Source organism: Streptomyces sp. NPDC042371 (assembly GCF_056437465.1).
The window spans coordinates 755,602-769,968 of record NZ_JBWKAP010000003.1; the positions used below are offsets into that span (position 1 = coordinate 755,602).

The 14,367-nt window shown below is 69.7% G+C and carries 11 protein-coding genes; 5 read left to right on the top strand and 6 right to left on the bottom strand.

What is annotated here, in order from left to right:
- Window positions 1-167: 167 nt before the first annotated feature.
- Complete coding sequence (locus AC068B_RS12705; RefSeq protein WP_478671133.1) at window positions 168-815, top strand: DUF4360 domain-containing protein; 648 nt, start codon at window positions 168-170, stop codon at window positions 813-815.
- A 172-nt stretch (window positions 816-987) separates the two neighbouring features.
- Here the strand turns inward: AC068B_RS12705 and AC068B_RS12710 are convergent, their stop codons facing one another.
- The 3 genes from AC068B_RS12710 to AC068B_RS12720 form a co-directional block, all read right to left on the bottom strand.
- Window positions 988-2,628, bottom strand: coding sequence for a BCCT family transporter (locus AC068B_RS12710; protein WP_478671135.1), 1,641 nt, complete (start codon window positions 2,626-2,628; stop codon window positions 988-990).
- 240 nt (window positions 2,629-2,868) lie between these two features.
- The gene (locus tag AC068B_RS12715; RefSeq protein WP_478671136.1) at window positions 2,869-3,888 is read right to left on the bottom strand and encodes a D-alanyl-D-alanine carboxypeptidase family protein; all 1,020 of its coding nucleotides are present in this window, start codon (window positions 3,886-3,888) and stop codon (window positions 2,869-2,871) included.
- Between the two features lie 433 nt (window positions 3,889-4,321).
- Window positions 4,322-6,538 carry an alpha-N-acetylglucosaminidase gene (locus AC068B_RS12720; RefSeq protein WP_478671138.1) on the bottom strand — a complete coding sequence of 739 codons (2,217 nt, stop codon included), beginning with the start codon at window positions 6,536-6,538 and terminating at the stop codon, window positions 4,322-4,324.
- Between the two features lie 241 nt (window positions 6,539-6,779).
- Here AC068B_RS12720 and AC068B_RS12725 point away from each other — a divergent pair, with 241 nt between their 5' ends.
- On the top strand, window positions 6,780-8,606 hold the full coding sequence (locus AC068B_RS12725; RefSeq protein ID WP_478671140.1) for an alpha-L-fucosidase: 1,827 nt from the start codon (window positions 6,780-6,782) through the stop codon (window positions 8,604-8,606).
- A 170-nt stretch (window positions 8,607-8,776) separates the two neighbouring features.
- Window positions 8,777-10,252: a glycine betaine/L-proline transporter ProP gene (proP, locus tag AC068B_RS12730; RefSeq protein WP_478671141.1), complete on the top strand. Its 1,476-nt coding sequence runs from the start codon at window positions 8,777-8,779 to the stop codon at window positions 10,250-10,252.
- Window positions 10,253-10,262: 10 nt separating this feature from the next.
- On the opposite strand, the gene AC068B_RS12735 is transcribed toward proP, so the two are convergent.
- Window positions 10,263-10,508 carry a DUF397 domain-containing protein gene (locus AC068B_RS12735; RefSeq protein WP_478671143.1) on the bottom strand — a complete coding sequence of 82 codons (246 nt, stop codon included), beginning with the start codon at window positions 10,506-10,508 and terminating at the stop codon, window positions 10,263-10,265.
- Window positions 10,505-11,338, bottom strand: coding sequence for a helix-turn-helix domain-containing protein (locus AC068B_RS12740; RefSeq protein ID WP_478671145.1), 834 nt, complete (start codon window positions 11,336-11,338; stop codon window positions 10,505-10,507). Before AC068B_RS12740 ends, AC068B_RS12735 begins: the two co-directional genes overlap by 4 nt.
- A gap of 156 nt (window positions 11,339-11,494) precedes the next feature.
- On the opposite strand from AC068B_RS12740, the gene AC068B_RS12745 reads away from it, so the two are divergent.
- Window positions 11,495-11,935 (top strand): ATP-binding protein, encoded by a 441-nt coding sequence (locus AC068B_RS12745; RefSeq protein WP_478671146.1) that lies wholly within the window; start codon window positions 11,495-11,497, stop codon window positions 11,933-11,935.
- Window positions 11,936-12,064: 129 nt separating this feature from the next.
- Window positions 12,065-13,372: a phytase gene (locus tag AC068B_RS12750; protein WP_478671148.1), complete on the top strand. Its 1,308-nt coding sequence runs from the start codon at window positions 12,065-12,067 to the stop codon at window positions 13,370-13,372.
- Window positions 13,373-13,384: 12 nt separating this feature from the next.
- Here the strand turns inward: AC068B_RS12750 and AC068B_RS12755 are convergent, their stop codons facing one another.
- Window positions 13,385-14,284 carry a GbsR/MarR family transcriptional regulator gene (locus AC068B_RS12755; RefSeq protein WP_478671150.1) on the bottom strand — a complete coding sequence of 300 codons (900 nt, stop codon included), beginning with the start codon at window positions 14,282-14,284 and terminating at the stop codon, window positions 13,385-13,387.
- Window positions 14,285-14,367 lie beyond the last annotated feature (83 nt).

Here is a 14,367-nt window from a genome sequence, read left to right on the forward strand (position 1 = left end):
GACAGGATGAGTCGCGGATTCCGAATGGCCGGACATCGCTCTGTCCCCCCGGCCCATTGGTCCATACGATCCCCTCGCTCACGCAATCCGCTCCAGGCACCCGCAATGCGCTCCACTCACCACAGGCACTTCTCCAACCCCCCTCCGCAGAAATGGAATGGAGAACCATGGCCGGTGCACTGCTGCTGAGCGGCGCCCTCGTGGCGCTGTTCGGCTCGACGCTCCCCGCGCAGGACACGACGTCGATCCAGGATCCGCCCCCCGACAAGATCGTGATCGAGGTCGCCACGGTGAACGGATCGGGCTGCCCCCTGGGCACCGCGGCCGTCGCCGTCTCCGAGGACAACACGGCGTTCACCGTCACCTACAGCGACTACCTCGCCAAGGCGGGCGGCGGCGCGGACCCCACCGCGTTCCGCAGGAACTGCCAGCTCAGCCTGATCGTGCACGTCCCCTCGGGCTTCACGTACGCGATCGCGAGCGCGGACTACCGCGGTTACGCCTCGCTCCAGCCCGGCGCCAAGGGCACGGAGAAGGCGTCGTACTACTTCCAGGGCTCACCCCAGACGGCCTCGATCAGCCATGAGTTCAAGGGCGTCTACAACGACAACTGGCAGGCGACCGACACGACGGACTGGGCCCAGCTCGTCTGGGCGCCGTGCGGCGTGAAGCGGAACTTCAACATCAACACGGAGTTGCGCGTCGACCAGGGGACGTCCGACCCCGCGAAGTCCAGCTTCATGACGATGGACTCTACGGACGGCGACATCAGCACGATCTATCACGTGGCGTGGAAGGAGTGTCCCCGCGCCTGACGGGTGGGCGGCGCCCCGTGCCGGGCCGGTTCGGGGTGCCGCTCCTTGTGCGCGGACTGCGGGTCCTTCGTGGCTTGTCGCGCAGTTCCCCGCGCCCCTTGAGAACCCGTCTCGAAACCTGTTGAGAAGGTTCCGAGACGGGTTCTGAGCGGCGGGCGTGGAGCTCAACAGCTCACCCCCGGTCCTGCGGGACGAGCCCCTGCTCCTGCGCCATCTCACGCGCCACCCGGGGCGCCGTCCACAGCGTCGGCAGCATGATGAAGCCCACCGGCACCGCCGTGACCACGATGAACGACTGGAGTGCCGTGATGCCCCCGTCGCCGACCAGGATCAGCACCGCGGCCGCCGCGCCCATCAGCAGTGCCCAGAACGCCCGTACCGCACGCGTCGGTTCACCGGCCCTCGTGCCCGCGGAGGCGATGCTGTACGACATCGAGTCGGTGGTCGTCACCACGAACGTGATCGTCAGCAGCAGCAGCGCGACCGCGACCACCGCACCCATCGGGAGCCGCTGCGCCATGGAGATGACGGCGGCGTCCATGCCGACCGACTTCAGCGGGCCCGAGATCGCGCCGGGGTCGCGCTGCTCCAGGAAGATGCCGGTGCCACCGAACACCGTGAACCAGAACATGGTGGCCAGCGGAGGGACGATCGCCGTGGAGACCACGAGGTCGCGCAGGGTGCGGCCCCGGGAGATACGGGCCACGAAGATGGACATCAGCGGCCCGTAGCCGAGGAACCAGCCGAAGAAGAAGACCGTCCAGGAGCCGAGCCACGCGTGGTCGCCCCGGTTCAGCGCCAGCGGCACGAAGTCCCGCACGTACTGGCCGAAGCCGCCCAGGAACGAGTCGAGCACGAAGCCGAGGGAGCCGAGGACCAGGAAGACGGCCATCAGGGCGACCGCGAGCCAGATGTTGGCCTTGCTGAAGAACTGGATGCCGCGGTCGACACCGCTGGCGACGGAGAGCACCGCGACGACGGTCAGCAGGACGATGACGCCGAGCTGCACGGGGTAGCCGCCGGAGATGCCGAACACCTCGGAGAGTCCGTACGAGACCTGGAGGCCGAGGAAGCCGATCGGGCCGACGGTGCCGGCCACCACGGCGATGACGCAGACGATGTCGACGGCGGCCCCGAGACGGGAGTGCCGGACGCGCTCACCGAGGAACGGGTGCAGCAGGGTGCGCGGGCGCAGCGGCATGCCGCGCTCCTGGCCCCGGATCATCACGATCGAGGCGAGCGTGCCGAGGACGGCCCAGGCGAGGAAGCCCCAGTGCGCGAAGCTCTGGGAGAGCGCGGCGTCGGCCGCCTCCTGGGTGCCGCTCTTGACGCCGTCGTAGAAGGGGGGCGTGTTGATGTAGTGCTCCACGGGCTCGCCCGCCGCGAAGAAGACGCCGCCGCCCGCGAGCAGTGTCGACATGATCATCGCGATCCACTGGAACCTGCTGTACTCCGGCCGCGCCCCGGCGCCCCCGAGCCGCACCTTCCCGTACCGGGAGAAGCCCAGCCACAGCGCGACGCCGAACGTCGCGAGCAGCAGCACCTGCCACAGCGGACCGAACCACCGCGCGACGAAGGTGAACACGGCGTTCACGGCGTCGCCCGTGGCCGTGGGCGCGATCAGCGCGGCCAGGACGAACGCGGTGAGCAGCCCGCCGCTGACGGCCAGTACGGGGAGGTCGGTGCGTCCATGGCCGCCGGGGGCCGCGGCGTCCGCCGTGTGGCCCTCTTCCTTCGTATGGCCGCCTTCGTCGTCGTCCGCGGCGGACTCGCCGTCGGCGGGCGCGACGGTACGGGCGGGGGAAGTCGACATGAGGTTCCTTGCTGAGGGGGGATTCGCACACGAGGGCACGGCGCGCGGCACGTCACGGTGCGCGAGCCCGTATGCGCGCATACGGAGTGCCGGGCGGCCGGACCGCTCGGTGCGAAGGTCAGCAGGGAAGGGTGCTATCCGAAGGGCGTTGTCGTCAAATTCCGGACAATGTCCGGTGGCGCGGCAGCCGCGTTCGCGCCGGGCGCCGGCGGTGGCTGCGCCTTCTCCGGCCCCGTCCGGTCAGTGGGCGAAGCCCCAGTCGAGCATCTTGGCGGCGTCCTCGAAGCGGTCCTTGTCGGCCCCCACGATCGCGCCGATCAGGGTGCGGTTGTCGCGCTCGGCGGCGAAGACGACGGCGTAGCCGGCCTCCGCGCCGCTGCCGGTCTTGATGCCCAGCGCGCCGTCGTAGGTGCTCAGCAGCACGTTGGTGTTGTTCCAGGTGTAGTAGCGGGTACGGCCGTTGGCCGCGGGGGCCTCGGTCTTGAACTGCTTCTTCTTCACGATGTCGGCGAACACCGGCTTCAGCATGGCGCGTTGGCCGAGCTTGGCGAGATCGCGGGCGGTGCTGCGGTTGTCGCCGTGCGATATGCCGTCGAAGGAGTCGAAGTGCGTGCCCGTCAGGCCCAGTTGCTGCGCCTCGGCGTTCATCTGGCTTTCGAAGTCGGCGATCCGCGCGTCCATGGTGTCCCCGGACCCGAAGTTGTCGGCCAGCGCCATCGCGGCGTCCGCCCCCGAGGGGAGCAGCATGGCGTGCAGCAGCTGCCTGGCGGTCAGCTTGTCGCCGGTCTGGAGGTCGGCCGTGCTGGAACCGGCCTTCGCGACGTAGTCCCGGTACTCCTGCTTCACCGTGAACTGCCGGTCCAGCTGCTCCGGGTACTTGAGCACGACGAAGGCGGTCATGATTTTGGTCGTACTGGCCATCGCCACGCTCTCGTCGGCCTTGGCCCCGGCCCACATCTCCCGCTCCTGGCTGCCGTCGCGGGCGTCCAGGAGAAAAGCGTGGTCGGCCTTGATGACGGGGGCGTCCTGGCCCGTCGCGTCGGGCGCGCCCTGCCCCCGGCCCTGTTCCCGTCCCTGCCCGACGGTCCCGGCGGCCTGGCCGCTCGTCCGCTCATTCTCATCGACGGAGTGGGTGGCACTGGGGGTGGCAGCCTCGGCGAGACCGCCGGCGGTGATCGGGAGTACGGCCCCGACCAGGGCGACGGTCGCGATCCGGGCCCCGGTCCGGTGCAGCCGGTTGGGGCGAGCGTGGGAACCCATGAGGCATCTCTTCTCCCGGCGCCGGGCGCCGGCTGGTGGGGGGAAATCGGTGCACAGTGAACCTACTTGGGTGATGACGGCCATTTCAAGATCGCTGTGTCATAAGCGGGTAACAGGGCTGGGGATGGTGGAGGTCGAGTTGACCCAGTACCGGGGAGATGGAGGTGAGCTGAGAGGTTCTCGTTCCGCGCGTTCACGGCTGGGTCGATGACGGCGAGGTGCCCATGATGCGCCCCACCCCTTACCGGGGTACGGCTGGCTTTCGGGAACTTGAGCGTGACGTGGGCCATCGACCTGGGCGGCGGCGCGACCCTGTTCGGCCTCGACATCCGCGCCCGCTTCGAACTCCTGAGCCTGATCCGCTCGGCCGGTCCTCGACGTCCTCACACCGGGCGTTCTCGCCGAGGTGTTCGGGGTCAGCGCCTTGCACCTCTTAAGGGGCACTCAAGTGGGCCCGTACCTGTTGCGCGGCCTTGTAGGTGTTGCCCTTTGGATGGGTCGCCAAGTTGCCCGGGGCCTTGATCCAGTCCGCCTCCACCGTGTACCAGTCGATCTTCTCGGGGGCGCGCCCCTCCGCAAGGGCGGCCCGCAGCTCCTTGAAGTAACGCTCCCAGCGCAGCCGGTACAGGCCGCCGACGAGCCCCGCCCACTCGCGGTTCGCGTAGTCCCGCAGCCCCGCGTCCGCGCCGGAGCGGGTGCCCCACACCGTCAGCAGCGAGAGCTGGTCGTACGCGAGCCGGTCCTGCTCCTCCCGGTCGGCGCCCCACGCGCGGGCGTCCGCGACCCAACGGCCCAGCAGGTGCCGGGAGTCGGTGGCCACCAGCCGGTCGAGCAGGTCGATGAGGGCGAGCCACTCGCGGGTGAGACCGTCGAAGCGGGCGGTGTCCCCGGCGTCGTACGCCTCCTTGATCCGCGGCAGCAGGACGCGGCTGCGGTTGGAGAGGGCCTGCCGGGCGACATCGAGCAGGTCGCGGCGGTACGCGGAGGAGGTCCGCAACCCGGCCCGAACCGCAAGTAGTTCGCCGAGCGCGGGCTCGAAGTCCGCCGCCGCGTACCGCAGCTTCTTGGGCGACCACGACGCCGCCGACGTCGCCGAGAGGTCGGGCCGGGCGCCGAAGACGCCGTCGGCGCCCTCGGCCCACTCGTCGGCGCGGGTCGTGCCGTAGGCCGTGCGGCGCAGGATGTCCCAGGCGGCCGCGGCGTGCGGGTCGGCGGCTCCGTAACGGGAGGTCGACCACTCCCGGAACCAGGTTTCGAGGTCCAAGTCACCCTTGCGCCAGGCGAGTTCCGAGAAGAGCTCGAAGGCGGCGGGGTTGTTGTCGGCCGCCTCGGGCATCAGGGAGATCCCGCTGAGCGTGCTGCCCTCCTTGGTGCGCCACTTCTCGAACAGGGCTGCCCAGTCAGGGGTGTTGGCGCCGAGCGTCGTGTGACCGCCGAAGTTCCAGATGGAGCCGAACGTGTACGGCGTCGAGCCCCAGTCGGCCTCGCGGTCGGTGACGTTCGGGAAGCGGTCGGAGAGACCGTCGACGACGAGCATCCGCTTCTTGTCGACGGCGTCGGTGATGGCCTTCGGCGGATTGTGCTGCCAGCCGAGGATCACCCAGGTGGCGTCGGGGTGGGCGGTCCGCAGCGCCTTCTCGACGCCCTTGGCCGCGTCGCCGACCGGTACGTCGCCGGGCTTTCCGCCCTCGTGGAGGAGGTCCATCTTGTACATCGTGGTCGGGCCGTACAGCTCGTCCTGCGCGCGGTAGAACGCGGCGGCCACGCGCGAGAAGTGGCCGGTGCGCGGATCAAGCCAGTCCGGTCGCGCGAAGCCGACCCAGTCGCCCTGCGGAACGGTCCTCGCGCCCGGGTTCTTCTTCTCGAATCCCGGCGGCACGGTCCCGTAGTAGCCCGGCAGGACCGGTGTCATGCCGAGGTCGCGCAGCCGGTCGCAGATGCGGCGGCCCAGGCGGGCGCGGGCGTCGAGCAGCTGCCGGGAGACCGGGTGCGGGAACGACGACATGTTCTGCAGGAGCCACCACGGCTGGTGGGCGGGGGCGGGTATCCAGGCCCGCAGCTCGTCGTCGGTGTACCCGAACTCCTGGAAGGCGCGGTGGTACACGGCGTCCGCGCCCGCGTACACGAGGACTTCGTTGTAGCCGTGAAGCGCGAGCACGTCGATCTCGTGCTGCCAGTAGTCCCAGTCGTAGTAGGCGCCGGTGTAACCGTCGTTGGTGTCGTTCAGGACGAAGCGGTGCGGGGTGTTGGCCGCTCCGGTGAGGGGCGCGTCCGGTGCGGGGAGCCGGTCGGGGAGGTGGTCGGTGCGGCTGCCCGCCCAGGTGATGTTGGCGTGCGTGACGTGCTTCAAGTAGTGGCGCAGGCCGGTCAGTTGGGTGGACGGGCCGGTCGCGGTGACCGTGATGCGGCCGCGTCGCCCGGTGACCTGGAAGGAGTCCTCGGCGTCCGCCTTCTTCGGGACGGTCCTGAACTCGATCTGGTCCCAGTGGCGGGGGAGCAGGCGCCGGGCGGCCTCGGCGGCTGCGGTCCGGCGCGGGGCGGGCGCGCCGTCGGTGACCGCGCCGTCGGCGGTGGTGCCGGAACAGGCGACGGCGGCGACACCCGCCGTCCCGGCGAGGCCGGTGAGGAAGGTGCGGCGGTGCAGGGGCATACGGGCTCCGTCGGTCGGATGGGGGTGCGGGCGCGCGGTGCATACCGGAGGTCTCTTCCCCCGTAGCCCCCCTGCTTCTAACCGCCACCGCTCCGGATCTCAGTCATCGGAGCGATATGGGCTCCAAGAGTCAAATAGGGGCGGGCAGATGCGAGTTCAGCCCATTGACATCCGATGTATTCATCCCTACGTTCCCGTGCGACCCCCCAACCCAGGGAACAGGAACACCGGGAGCCGCCCCATGCGCCACAGAGCCACTGGACTCGCCCTGCTCCTCGCCGCCGCCCTCGCGGGCGCCGCCGTCCCGGCCGCGACGGCCGTGCCCGACGAGGCTCCGCGGCCCGCACGGGCCGCGGGCCCCGGCACCGACCACGCGTCGGACGACCCCTTCACCGCCGACCGCACCAACTGGTTCCGTCAGGACCGGTTCGGCATGTTCATCCACTTCGGCGCCTACTCGAACCTGGAGGGCGAGTACAAGCGCCCCGACGGCACGACCTGCCGCAACGCGGAGTGGATCAAGCGGGAGTGCGACATCCCCATGGACGCGTACGAGAAACAGGCGCAAAACTTCAACCCGGCGGACTTCGACGCGAAGGCCGTCGTCAAGGCGGCCAAGGACGCCGGGATGCGCTACATCGTCATCACCTCCAAGCACCACGAGGGCTATGCGATGTGGCCGACGAAGGTCAACGACTGGAACCTGCGCGACCACTCCTCCTTCGACAAGAACCGCGACATCCTCGCCGAGCTCAAGAAGGCGTCCGACGACGCGGGCATCAAGCTCGGCTTCTACTACTCGATCTGGGACTGGCACGACAAGGACTTCGCGGACCCGGCGACGTTCCCCAAGTACGAGAAGCGCATGTACGCGCAGCTCAAGGAGCTGGTCGACAACTACGACCCGGCGCTCCTCTGGTTCGACGGCGAGTGGGACACCGACAAGCCCCACAACCCCTGGACGGCGAAGGACGGCGAGAAGCTGGAGTCCTACCTCCGCGGCCTCGACCCCGACCTGGTCATCAACAACCGCGTCGGCAAGCGCCGCGTCGTCGACGGCGACTACGGCACCCCCGAGCAGGAGATCCCCGCCGCACCGGTCGACGGCCAGCTCTGGGAGTCCTGCATGACCCTCAACGGCCATTGGGGGTACGCCCGTTACGACGAGGACTGGAAGTCCGCCCAGACCCTGACCCGCAACCTCCTCGCCACCACCTCCCGCAGCGGCAACTACCTCCTCAACGTCGGCCCCGACGCGCGCGGCCGCGTCCCGCAGCCCTCCGTCGACCGCCTCGCGCAGATGGGCGACTGGCTGCGTACGGCGGGCCAGGGCGACGCGGTCTACGGCGCCCGCTTCGGCGGCCTCGTCGAGGAACCGGCCTGGGGTTCCGTGAGCCGCAAGGGCGACAAGCTGTACGCGGCGGTCACGCAGTGGCCCGCGGCGGGCGGGACGCTGCACCTGAAGGCGCGGACGGACTTCGCGGTGCGCGGCGCGAGGGCCCTGGGCAGCGACCAGAAGGTGACGGTCACCGCGTCCGGCGACGGCTACGACATCAAGCCCTCGGGCGCCGCCACGAACGGCATCGCGACCGTGATCGAGCTGCGGGTCGACCCCGGCCCCACGGCACGCCCCGGCCAGGGCAAGGGCCTCAAACAGGAGATCTTCGACAACGCGAACCTCGAAGGCGCCCCGAAGATCACCCGCACCGACGCCACCCTCAACCACGCCTGGAAGTACACCGGATCACCGGCCGCCTCGATCCCCGCGGACCACTTCGGCATCCGCTGGACGGGTTCGGTCGAGCCGCGCCGCTCGGAGACGTACACGCTCACGACCGTCTCCGACGACATGGCCCGCGTCTGGGTCGACGGCAAGCTGGTCATCGACTCCTGGACACCGCACGAGCCGAAGCTCGACAAGGCGCAGGTGCGGCTGACCGCGGGAAAACGGCACGCGATCAAGGTCGAGTACGCGGAACAGACCGGTGAGGCGCATCTGAAGCTGCTGTGGTCGAGCCCCGGCCAGGAGCAGCAGATTATTCCGCGGTCGCAGCTGTACGCACGCTGAACAGCCTGCCCGGAGAATTTGTGGCGAAACAGGCCTCAAGTCCTTGTGATCAAGGACTTGAGGCCCTGTTCGTAAGGACCATCAGCGGGCACTTTCCGGTACCGGGGTTGGCAATGTTGATCGACGTCCGACCCGACCCACCAGGTGCCGACAGAGAGAGTGACTGACCAGTGAGCGCGCCCGAAGCCCCTGAAACACCGGCACCCCCGGCTCCCGAAGCCGTGGCGAGGCACCGGGCGCTCTTCCGGGCGATCCACCGACGCAAGAATCCGCGGCTGCGCCAGTCGGACATCACCGTCACCGAGGAAGCCCAGGTCAAACGGGCGGTGAAGGCGACCGCGCTGGGCAACGCCATGGAGTGGTACGACTTCGGTGTTTACGCCTACCTCGCCGTCATCATCGGCAAGGAGTTCTTCCCCTCAGGGAACGACACCGCGCAGACCCTCTCCTCCCTGGCGACCTTCGCCGCGGCCTTCCTGGTGCGCCCCATCGGCGGCATGTTCTTCGGCCCGCTCGGCGACCGCGTGGGCCGCAAGAAGATCCTCGCGCTCACCATGATCATGATGTCGACGGCGACGCTGGCGATCGGCCTGATACCGAGCTACGCCTCGATCGGCTTCTGGGCGCCGGTCCTCCTCGTCCTCTGCCGCATGGTGCAGGGCTTCTCGACGGGCGGTGAGTACGGCGGCGCCGCGACGTTCATCGCGGAGTACGCCCCCGACAAGCGCCGCGGCTTCTGGGGCTCCTTCCTGGAGTTCGGCACCCTCATCGGCTACACGGTCGCCGCGGTCCTCGTGACCACCCTGACGATGCTGCTCAGCGATGACGCCATGCAGTCCTGGGGCTGGCGCATCCCGTTCCTGGTGGCGGCGCCGCTCGGCCTCATCGGCCTCTACCTGCGGATGAAGCTCGACGAGTCGCCCGCCTTCCAGAAGATGGAGGAGGGCGGACCGGCCGCCGAGCGCGACAAGAAGTCCCTCAAGGACTCCTTCTTCGGCCAGTGGCGCGCGATGCTGCTGTGCATCGCGCTGGTCGCGGCGTTCAACATCACCGACTACATGCTCCTGTCGTACATGCCGACGTACCTCACGCAGCTCGGCTTCGGCGAGACCGGCGGCCTGATGTCGATCGTCGTCGTGATGCTGATCCTGATGGCGCTCATCAACTCCGTCGGCCGCCTCTCCGACCGCATCGGCCGCAAGCCGGTCCTGATGGCGGGCTCGGTCGGCTTCTTCGTCCTCGCCCTGCCCGCCTTCCTCCTCATCAAGCAGGGCGGCACGGTCGCGGTCTTCTCCGGCCTGCTCATCCTCGGCCTCGCCCTGGTCTGCTACCTCGGCGCGATGTCGTCGTCGCTCCCGGCACTGTTCCCGACGGACGTCCGCTACGGTTCGCTCTCCATCGGCTTCAACATCTCGGTGTCGCTGTTCGGCGGTACGACCCCGCTGGTGGTCGCCGGACTGATCGGCGCGACCGGCAACGACCTGATGCCCGCGTTCTACACGATGCTCGCCGGACTCGTCGGCATCATCGCGGTCGCCGCGATGAAGGAGACGGCCCGCCAGCCGCTGGAGGGCTCGCCGCCCTCGGTGGCGACGGATGAGGAGGCACGGGAACTGGTGGAGCCCCAGTCGCAGCCGCAGTACTGACGACGGTGCCTCAGCGGCCCTCGGCGTACGCCACGAACTCCGCCCAGGCGCGGGGAGTCAACGCGAGTTGGGGGCCGTCGGGGTTCTTGGAGTCGCGGATGTGGATGGTGGTGGGGCAGGGGGCGATCTCTACGCAGTCTCCGTCGCCGCTGCTGCTGTAGCTGGACTTGCGCCAGGCGAGGGCAACTTCTACGCAGTCGTCTCCGTCGCCGCCGCTGAAACTGCTTTTGAACCAGGCCAGTTCGGGGGTGCTCATGCCGCTCCTCGCATCTGCTCCAGCAGGCTCACCGAGTCATCGAACGAGAGAGCCTGTGCGCGCATCCTGGCATACCGCATGTGTAGGACACTGATTTCTTTCGCGTCGGAGATGAGCTGGCCGCTGCGCTGGCCCTCGGCGTAGGCGAACCACCTGTTCTCAGGGGTCTCCAGCAGCCGCATGGGTCCGTCCATCCCGGCATGACTCTCCCTCACCACCGGCATGATCTGCAGCTCGATGTTCCGGCGCTCGGCGAGACCGAGGACATGGTCGATGAGTTCCATGGTGACTTCATGCCCGCCCATGCGGCGCAGGAACAGGTGTTCCTCAAGGATGAAGCTGTACGCCGTGTTCGGCCGTTCCGTGAGCAGTAGTTGACGCTCGACCCGGGCCTCAAGCTGCGCCTCGATCTGCTCGTCGCCCATCGGGGGGAGCTGGTTGACGAACAGCGTCCGCGCATACGAGGTCGTCTGCAACAGCCCCGGAATCAATCGGCATTCGTACGTGGAGAGGGCCACCGCCTCCTGCTCCAGGAGGGCCCACCGCCGGAACCAGGAAGCCAGCCCCCGCTGCCGCGACAGCTGATTCGCCGCCAGTCGCAGCGTCCCGAACGCGTCCAGCGTCACCTCGCACTGGTCGACGAACCGCGGCGGCGGAAAGCGGCGGCCCTGTTCGACGGAGGCGATGAAATGGGCCGAGTAGCCGATCTCGGGAGCCAGGGACTCCTGCGTGTACCCGGCGCGCTTGCGGAAGCTCTTCAGGACCGCGCCGAAGGCCTTGAGTCCATCGGTCGGTTCGGGCTCATTGCTGCCCGTCGTACTTGACGACATCACGGGTATCCCCTGACGCTCGGCTATCGGTCCCCGCCAACGCGCCCATGGTCACGTTCGGTTACCCGTACTGTCCACACTTCGCACTCGTACAATTACGCAGCGTACGAGTTTCGTGCCTGGTGCCCCCGGCCGCGTACGGCCACCGTTGCCGCCATGTCGACCCAAGCGCGCCCCGCCGCCGCACCCCGCACCTTCGCGCAACGCTTCAGTGCCACGCCCCGGGGTGCCCGCCTCGCGAGGAGGCTGACCAGGTATCACCTGGACGGCTGGGGAATCGCGTACGACACCGAACTCTCGAACGCCGCCGAGGCGATCGTCGCCGAGCTCGCGGCGAACGCCGTGACCCACGGTCGCGTATCGGGACGTGACTTCGAGCTCGGCCTGACGTTGCGTGCGGACACGCTGCGTATCGAGGTCGCGGACGCCCGCGCGGAAGGTCTGCCGCTGGTGGCGCGCGACTCCCCGGACCCCGCCCGGGAGACGGGCAGAGGGCTCGTGATCGTGGCGGCGCTCGCCGTCGAGTGGGGCGTCGCCGGTCGGAAGGTCGGCAAGACCGTGTGGGCTGAGCTTGCTGTGACCCCTCAACGCACCTGATTCCGGGGTGAGTTAACCCTGTGTACATTCGGGCGGGGTGTTACCCGACGCGCTGCGTACGCCACGCGGACACCGGCAGGCCCCAGTCTCACGCAAGATCCATCCGTTCCCGGAACGAGGAGACATCGCGTGACCAGACACTGTCCGACCCGTCGAACGATCGGCACGGTCGTTCTCGCACTGACCACCGTCCTCGCGGCGAGCTCCGCCTCCGCCACGGCCGTGGCCGCCGACCCGCTGCCGGGGGTCACGCCCCGGGCCGAGACCCCCGTGCTCCACGACGACGACGCGGGCGGCAACGCCGACGCCGACGACCCCGCGATCTGGCGCAACACCGCCGACCCGGCGCGCAGCCTGGTGATCGCCACCGCCAAGGAAGGCGGCCTGCGCGCCTACGACTTGGACGCCCGCCCCGTCCAGTCCGTCGCCGCCCCGCCCGCCGAAGGGCCCGACGACGCGCCGGGCCGCTTCAACAACGTTGACCTCGTGCATGGTCTGAAGCTTGCCTCCGGCCGCGCCGACCTCGCCGTCACCAGCGACCGCGGCCACGACCGCCTGCGCTTCTACCGCATCGACCGCGACCGCCCCGGCGGCCCGCTCACCGACGTCACCGACCCCGCCGCCCCGCCCGTCTTCTCCGCCGACCAGGCCGAGATCAACGAGCAGCGCACCGCGTACGGCCTCGCGACCTGGCAGGACAAGGCGAGCGGTCGTTCGTACGCCCTGGTCAGCCAACGCGAGCGGACCAGCGTCGCGCTCCTCGAACTGCTCCCGGCCGCGGGCGGCAAGGTCACGTACCGCAAGGTCCGCACGCTGGACCTGCCGTCCTCGTTCCGGCTGCCGAACGGCACCTCGTGGAGCCCGTGCGCCGAGCCGGGTGAACTCCCGCAGGTCGAGGGCATGGTCGTCGACCCGGACAACGGCACGCTGTACGCCGGACAGGAGGACGTCGGCATCTGGCGGCTGCGCGCCGACCTGACCGGCAAGCCCGAACTGGTCGACAAGGTGCGTGAGTACGGGGTCCCCGGCGTCTACGACGAGGAGACGGAGGAGTGCACTCCGGGCGCCGATCCCGGGTACGGCGGCAAGCGGATCACGGCCGACGTCGAGGGGCTGACCCTCGTCAACGAGGACGGCGGGGACGGCTATCTCCTTGCCTCCAGCCAGGGTGACAACACCTTCGCCGCGTACGACCGCGAACTGAGCGACCACAACGAGTACGAGGGCGGCTTCCGCGTCACCCCCACGGGCGGCGCGCTTGACGGCTCCGAGGAGTGCGACGGCGCGGCCGCGCTGAACGAGCCGCTCGGGCAGAAGTACCCGCACGGCCTCCTTGTCGTCCAGGACGGCCACGACGTTCCCGGCGACGGTGACCGCCCGTCCACGAACTTCAAGTTCGTCGACCTCGGGAAGGTCACCAAGGCGCTGGACGACTGATCCCAGGAGGGGTCACGGCGCCCCGGTGAGTGCGGCGCGCTGCGCGGGCGTGAGCCGTGCATGCGGCTCGCTTCCGGCGGCTTCCTCCACGGCGGTGGCGACCCGCCCCTCCGGCCAGCCGAGCGCGGTGGCCAATTCGCCGGTCGTGAGGGGCCGGGCCGCGTGGAAGAGGGCGGCCAGTACGGTCAGCGCGTCGTCGAGGGCCCCCGCGATCGGCGGTCCTGTCATGTTCCGGTGGATTCCCGCGAAGAACGAGTACATCGTCCGGAGCCGCGCCCCCGTGGGCGTTTCGAGTCCGAACAGGTCGGCGCCCTCCCGGGCGGCCGCGGCACACGCCGCGTTCTTGTGGGCGCTGGTCAGCCAGGCGCGGAGCCAGACGTCCTCGTCGATGACGTAGCGCTCCTGGCGGCGGCCGGGCTCGTGCTTCCGGGAGAGGACGTCGAGCCCTTCGAGGTACCCCACGGCCTTGGAGATCGAGGCCGGGCTGACCTTCAGGCGCCGGGTGAGTTCCGCGGAGGTCCCGGCGCCGGACGGGGCTGTCACCAGGCAGGCCAGCACCCTGGCGGCCGTGCGGGGCAGCCCGACAGCGATCAGCAGGGACGCGAACTTGTCCACGTACGCCTGGACGGCCTCGGGGTCGGTTTGGGTGGCCGCACCGGAGCCCGAGTCGCAGTCGGCGTCGGCGGGTCGTGGCGCCGCGGGCCGCGGCGGCCGGTTGCGGCGCCGCCAGGCGTCGGCGCGGTCGGCGTGCTCCGCGCGGTACGCGCCGGGACCGCCGTTGCGGGCGACCTCCCTGCTGACGGACGAGGTTGCCCGCCCCAGACGACGGGCGATCGCGGCGTACGCCAGACCCTCGGACAGCCCCGCCTCGATGACTCGCCGGTCCTCCGCGGTCAGTCTCCCGCCGCCCATGTCCGCCTTCCCGCCCCTGGGGCCCGCGCCAACGTCCGTAGCCCTGCGTTGCGTTAGCCGTCATCGGCAACGCTACAAGATCC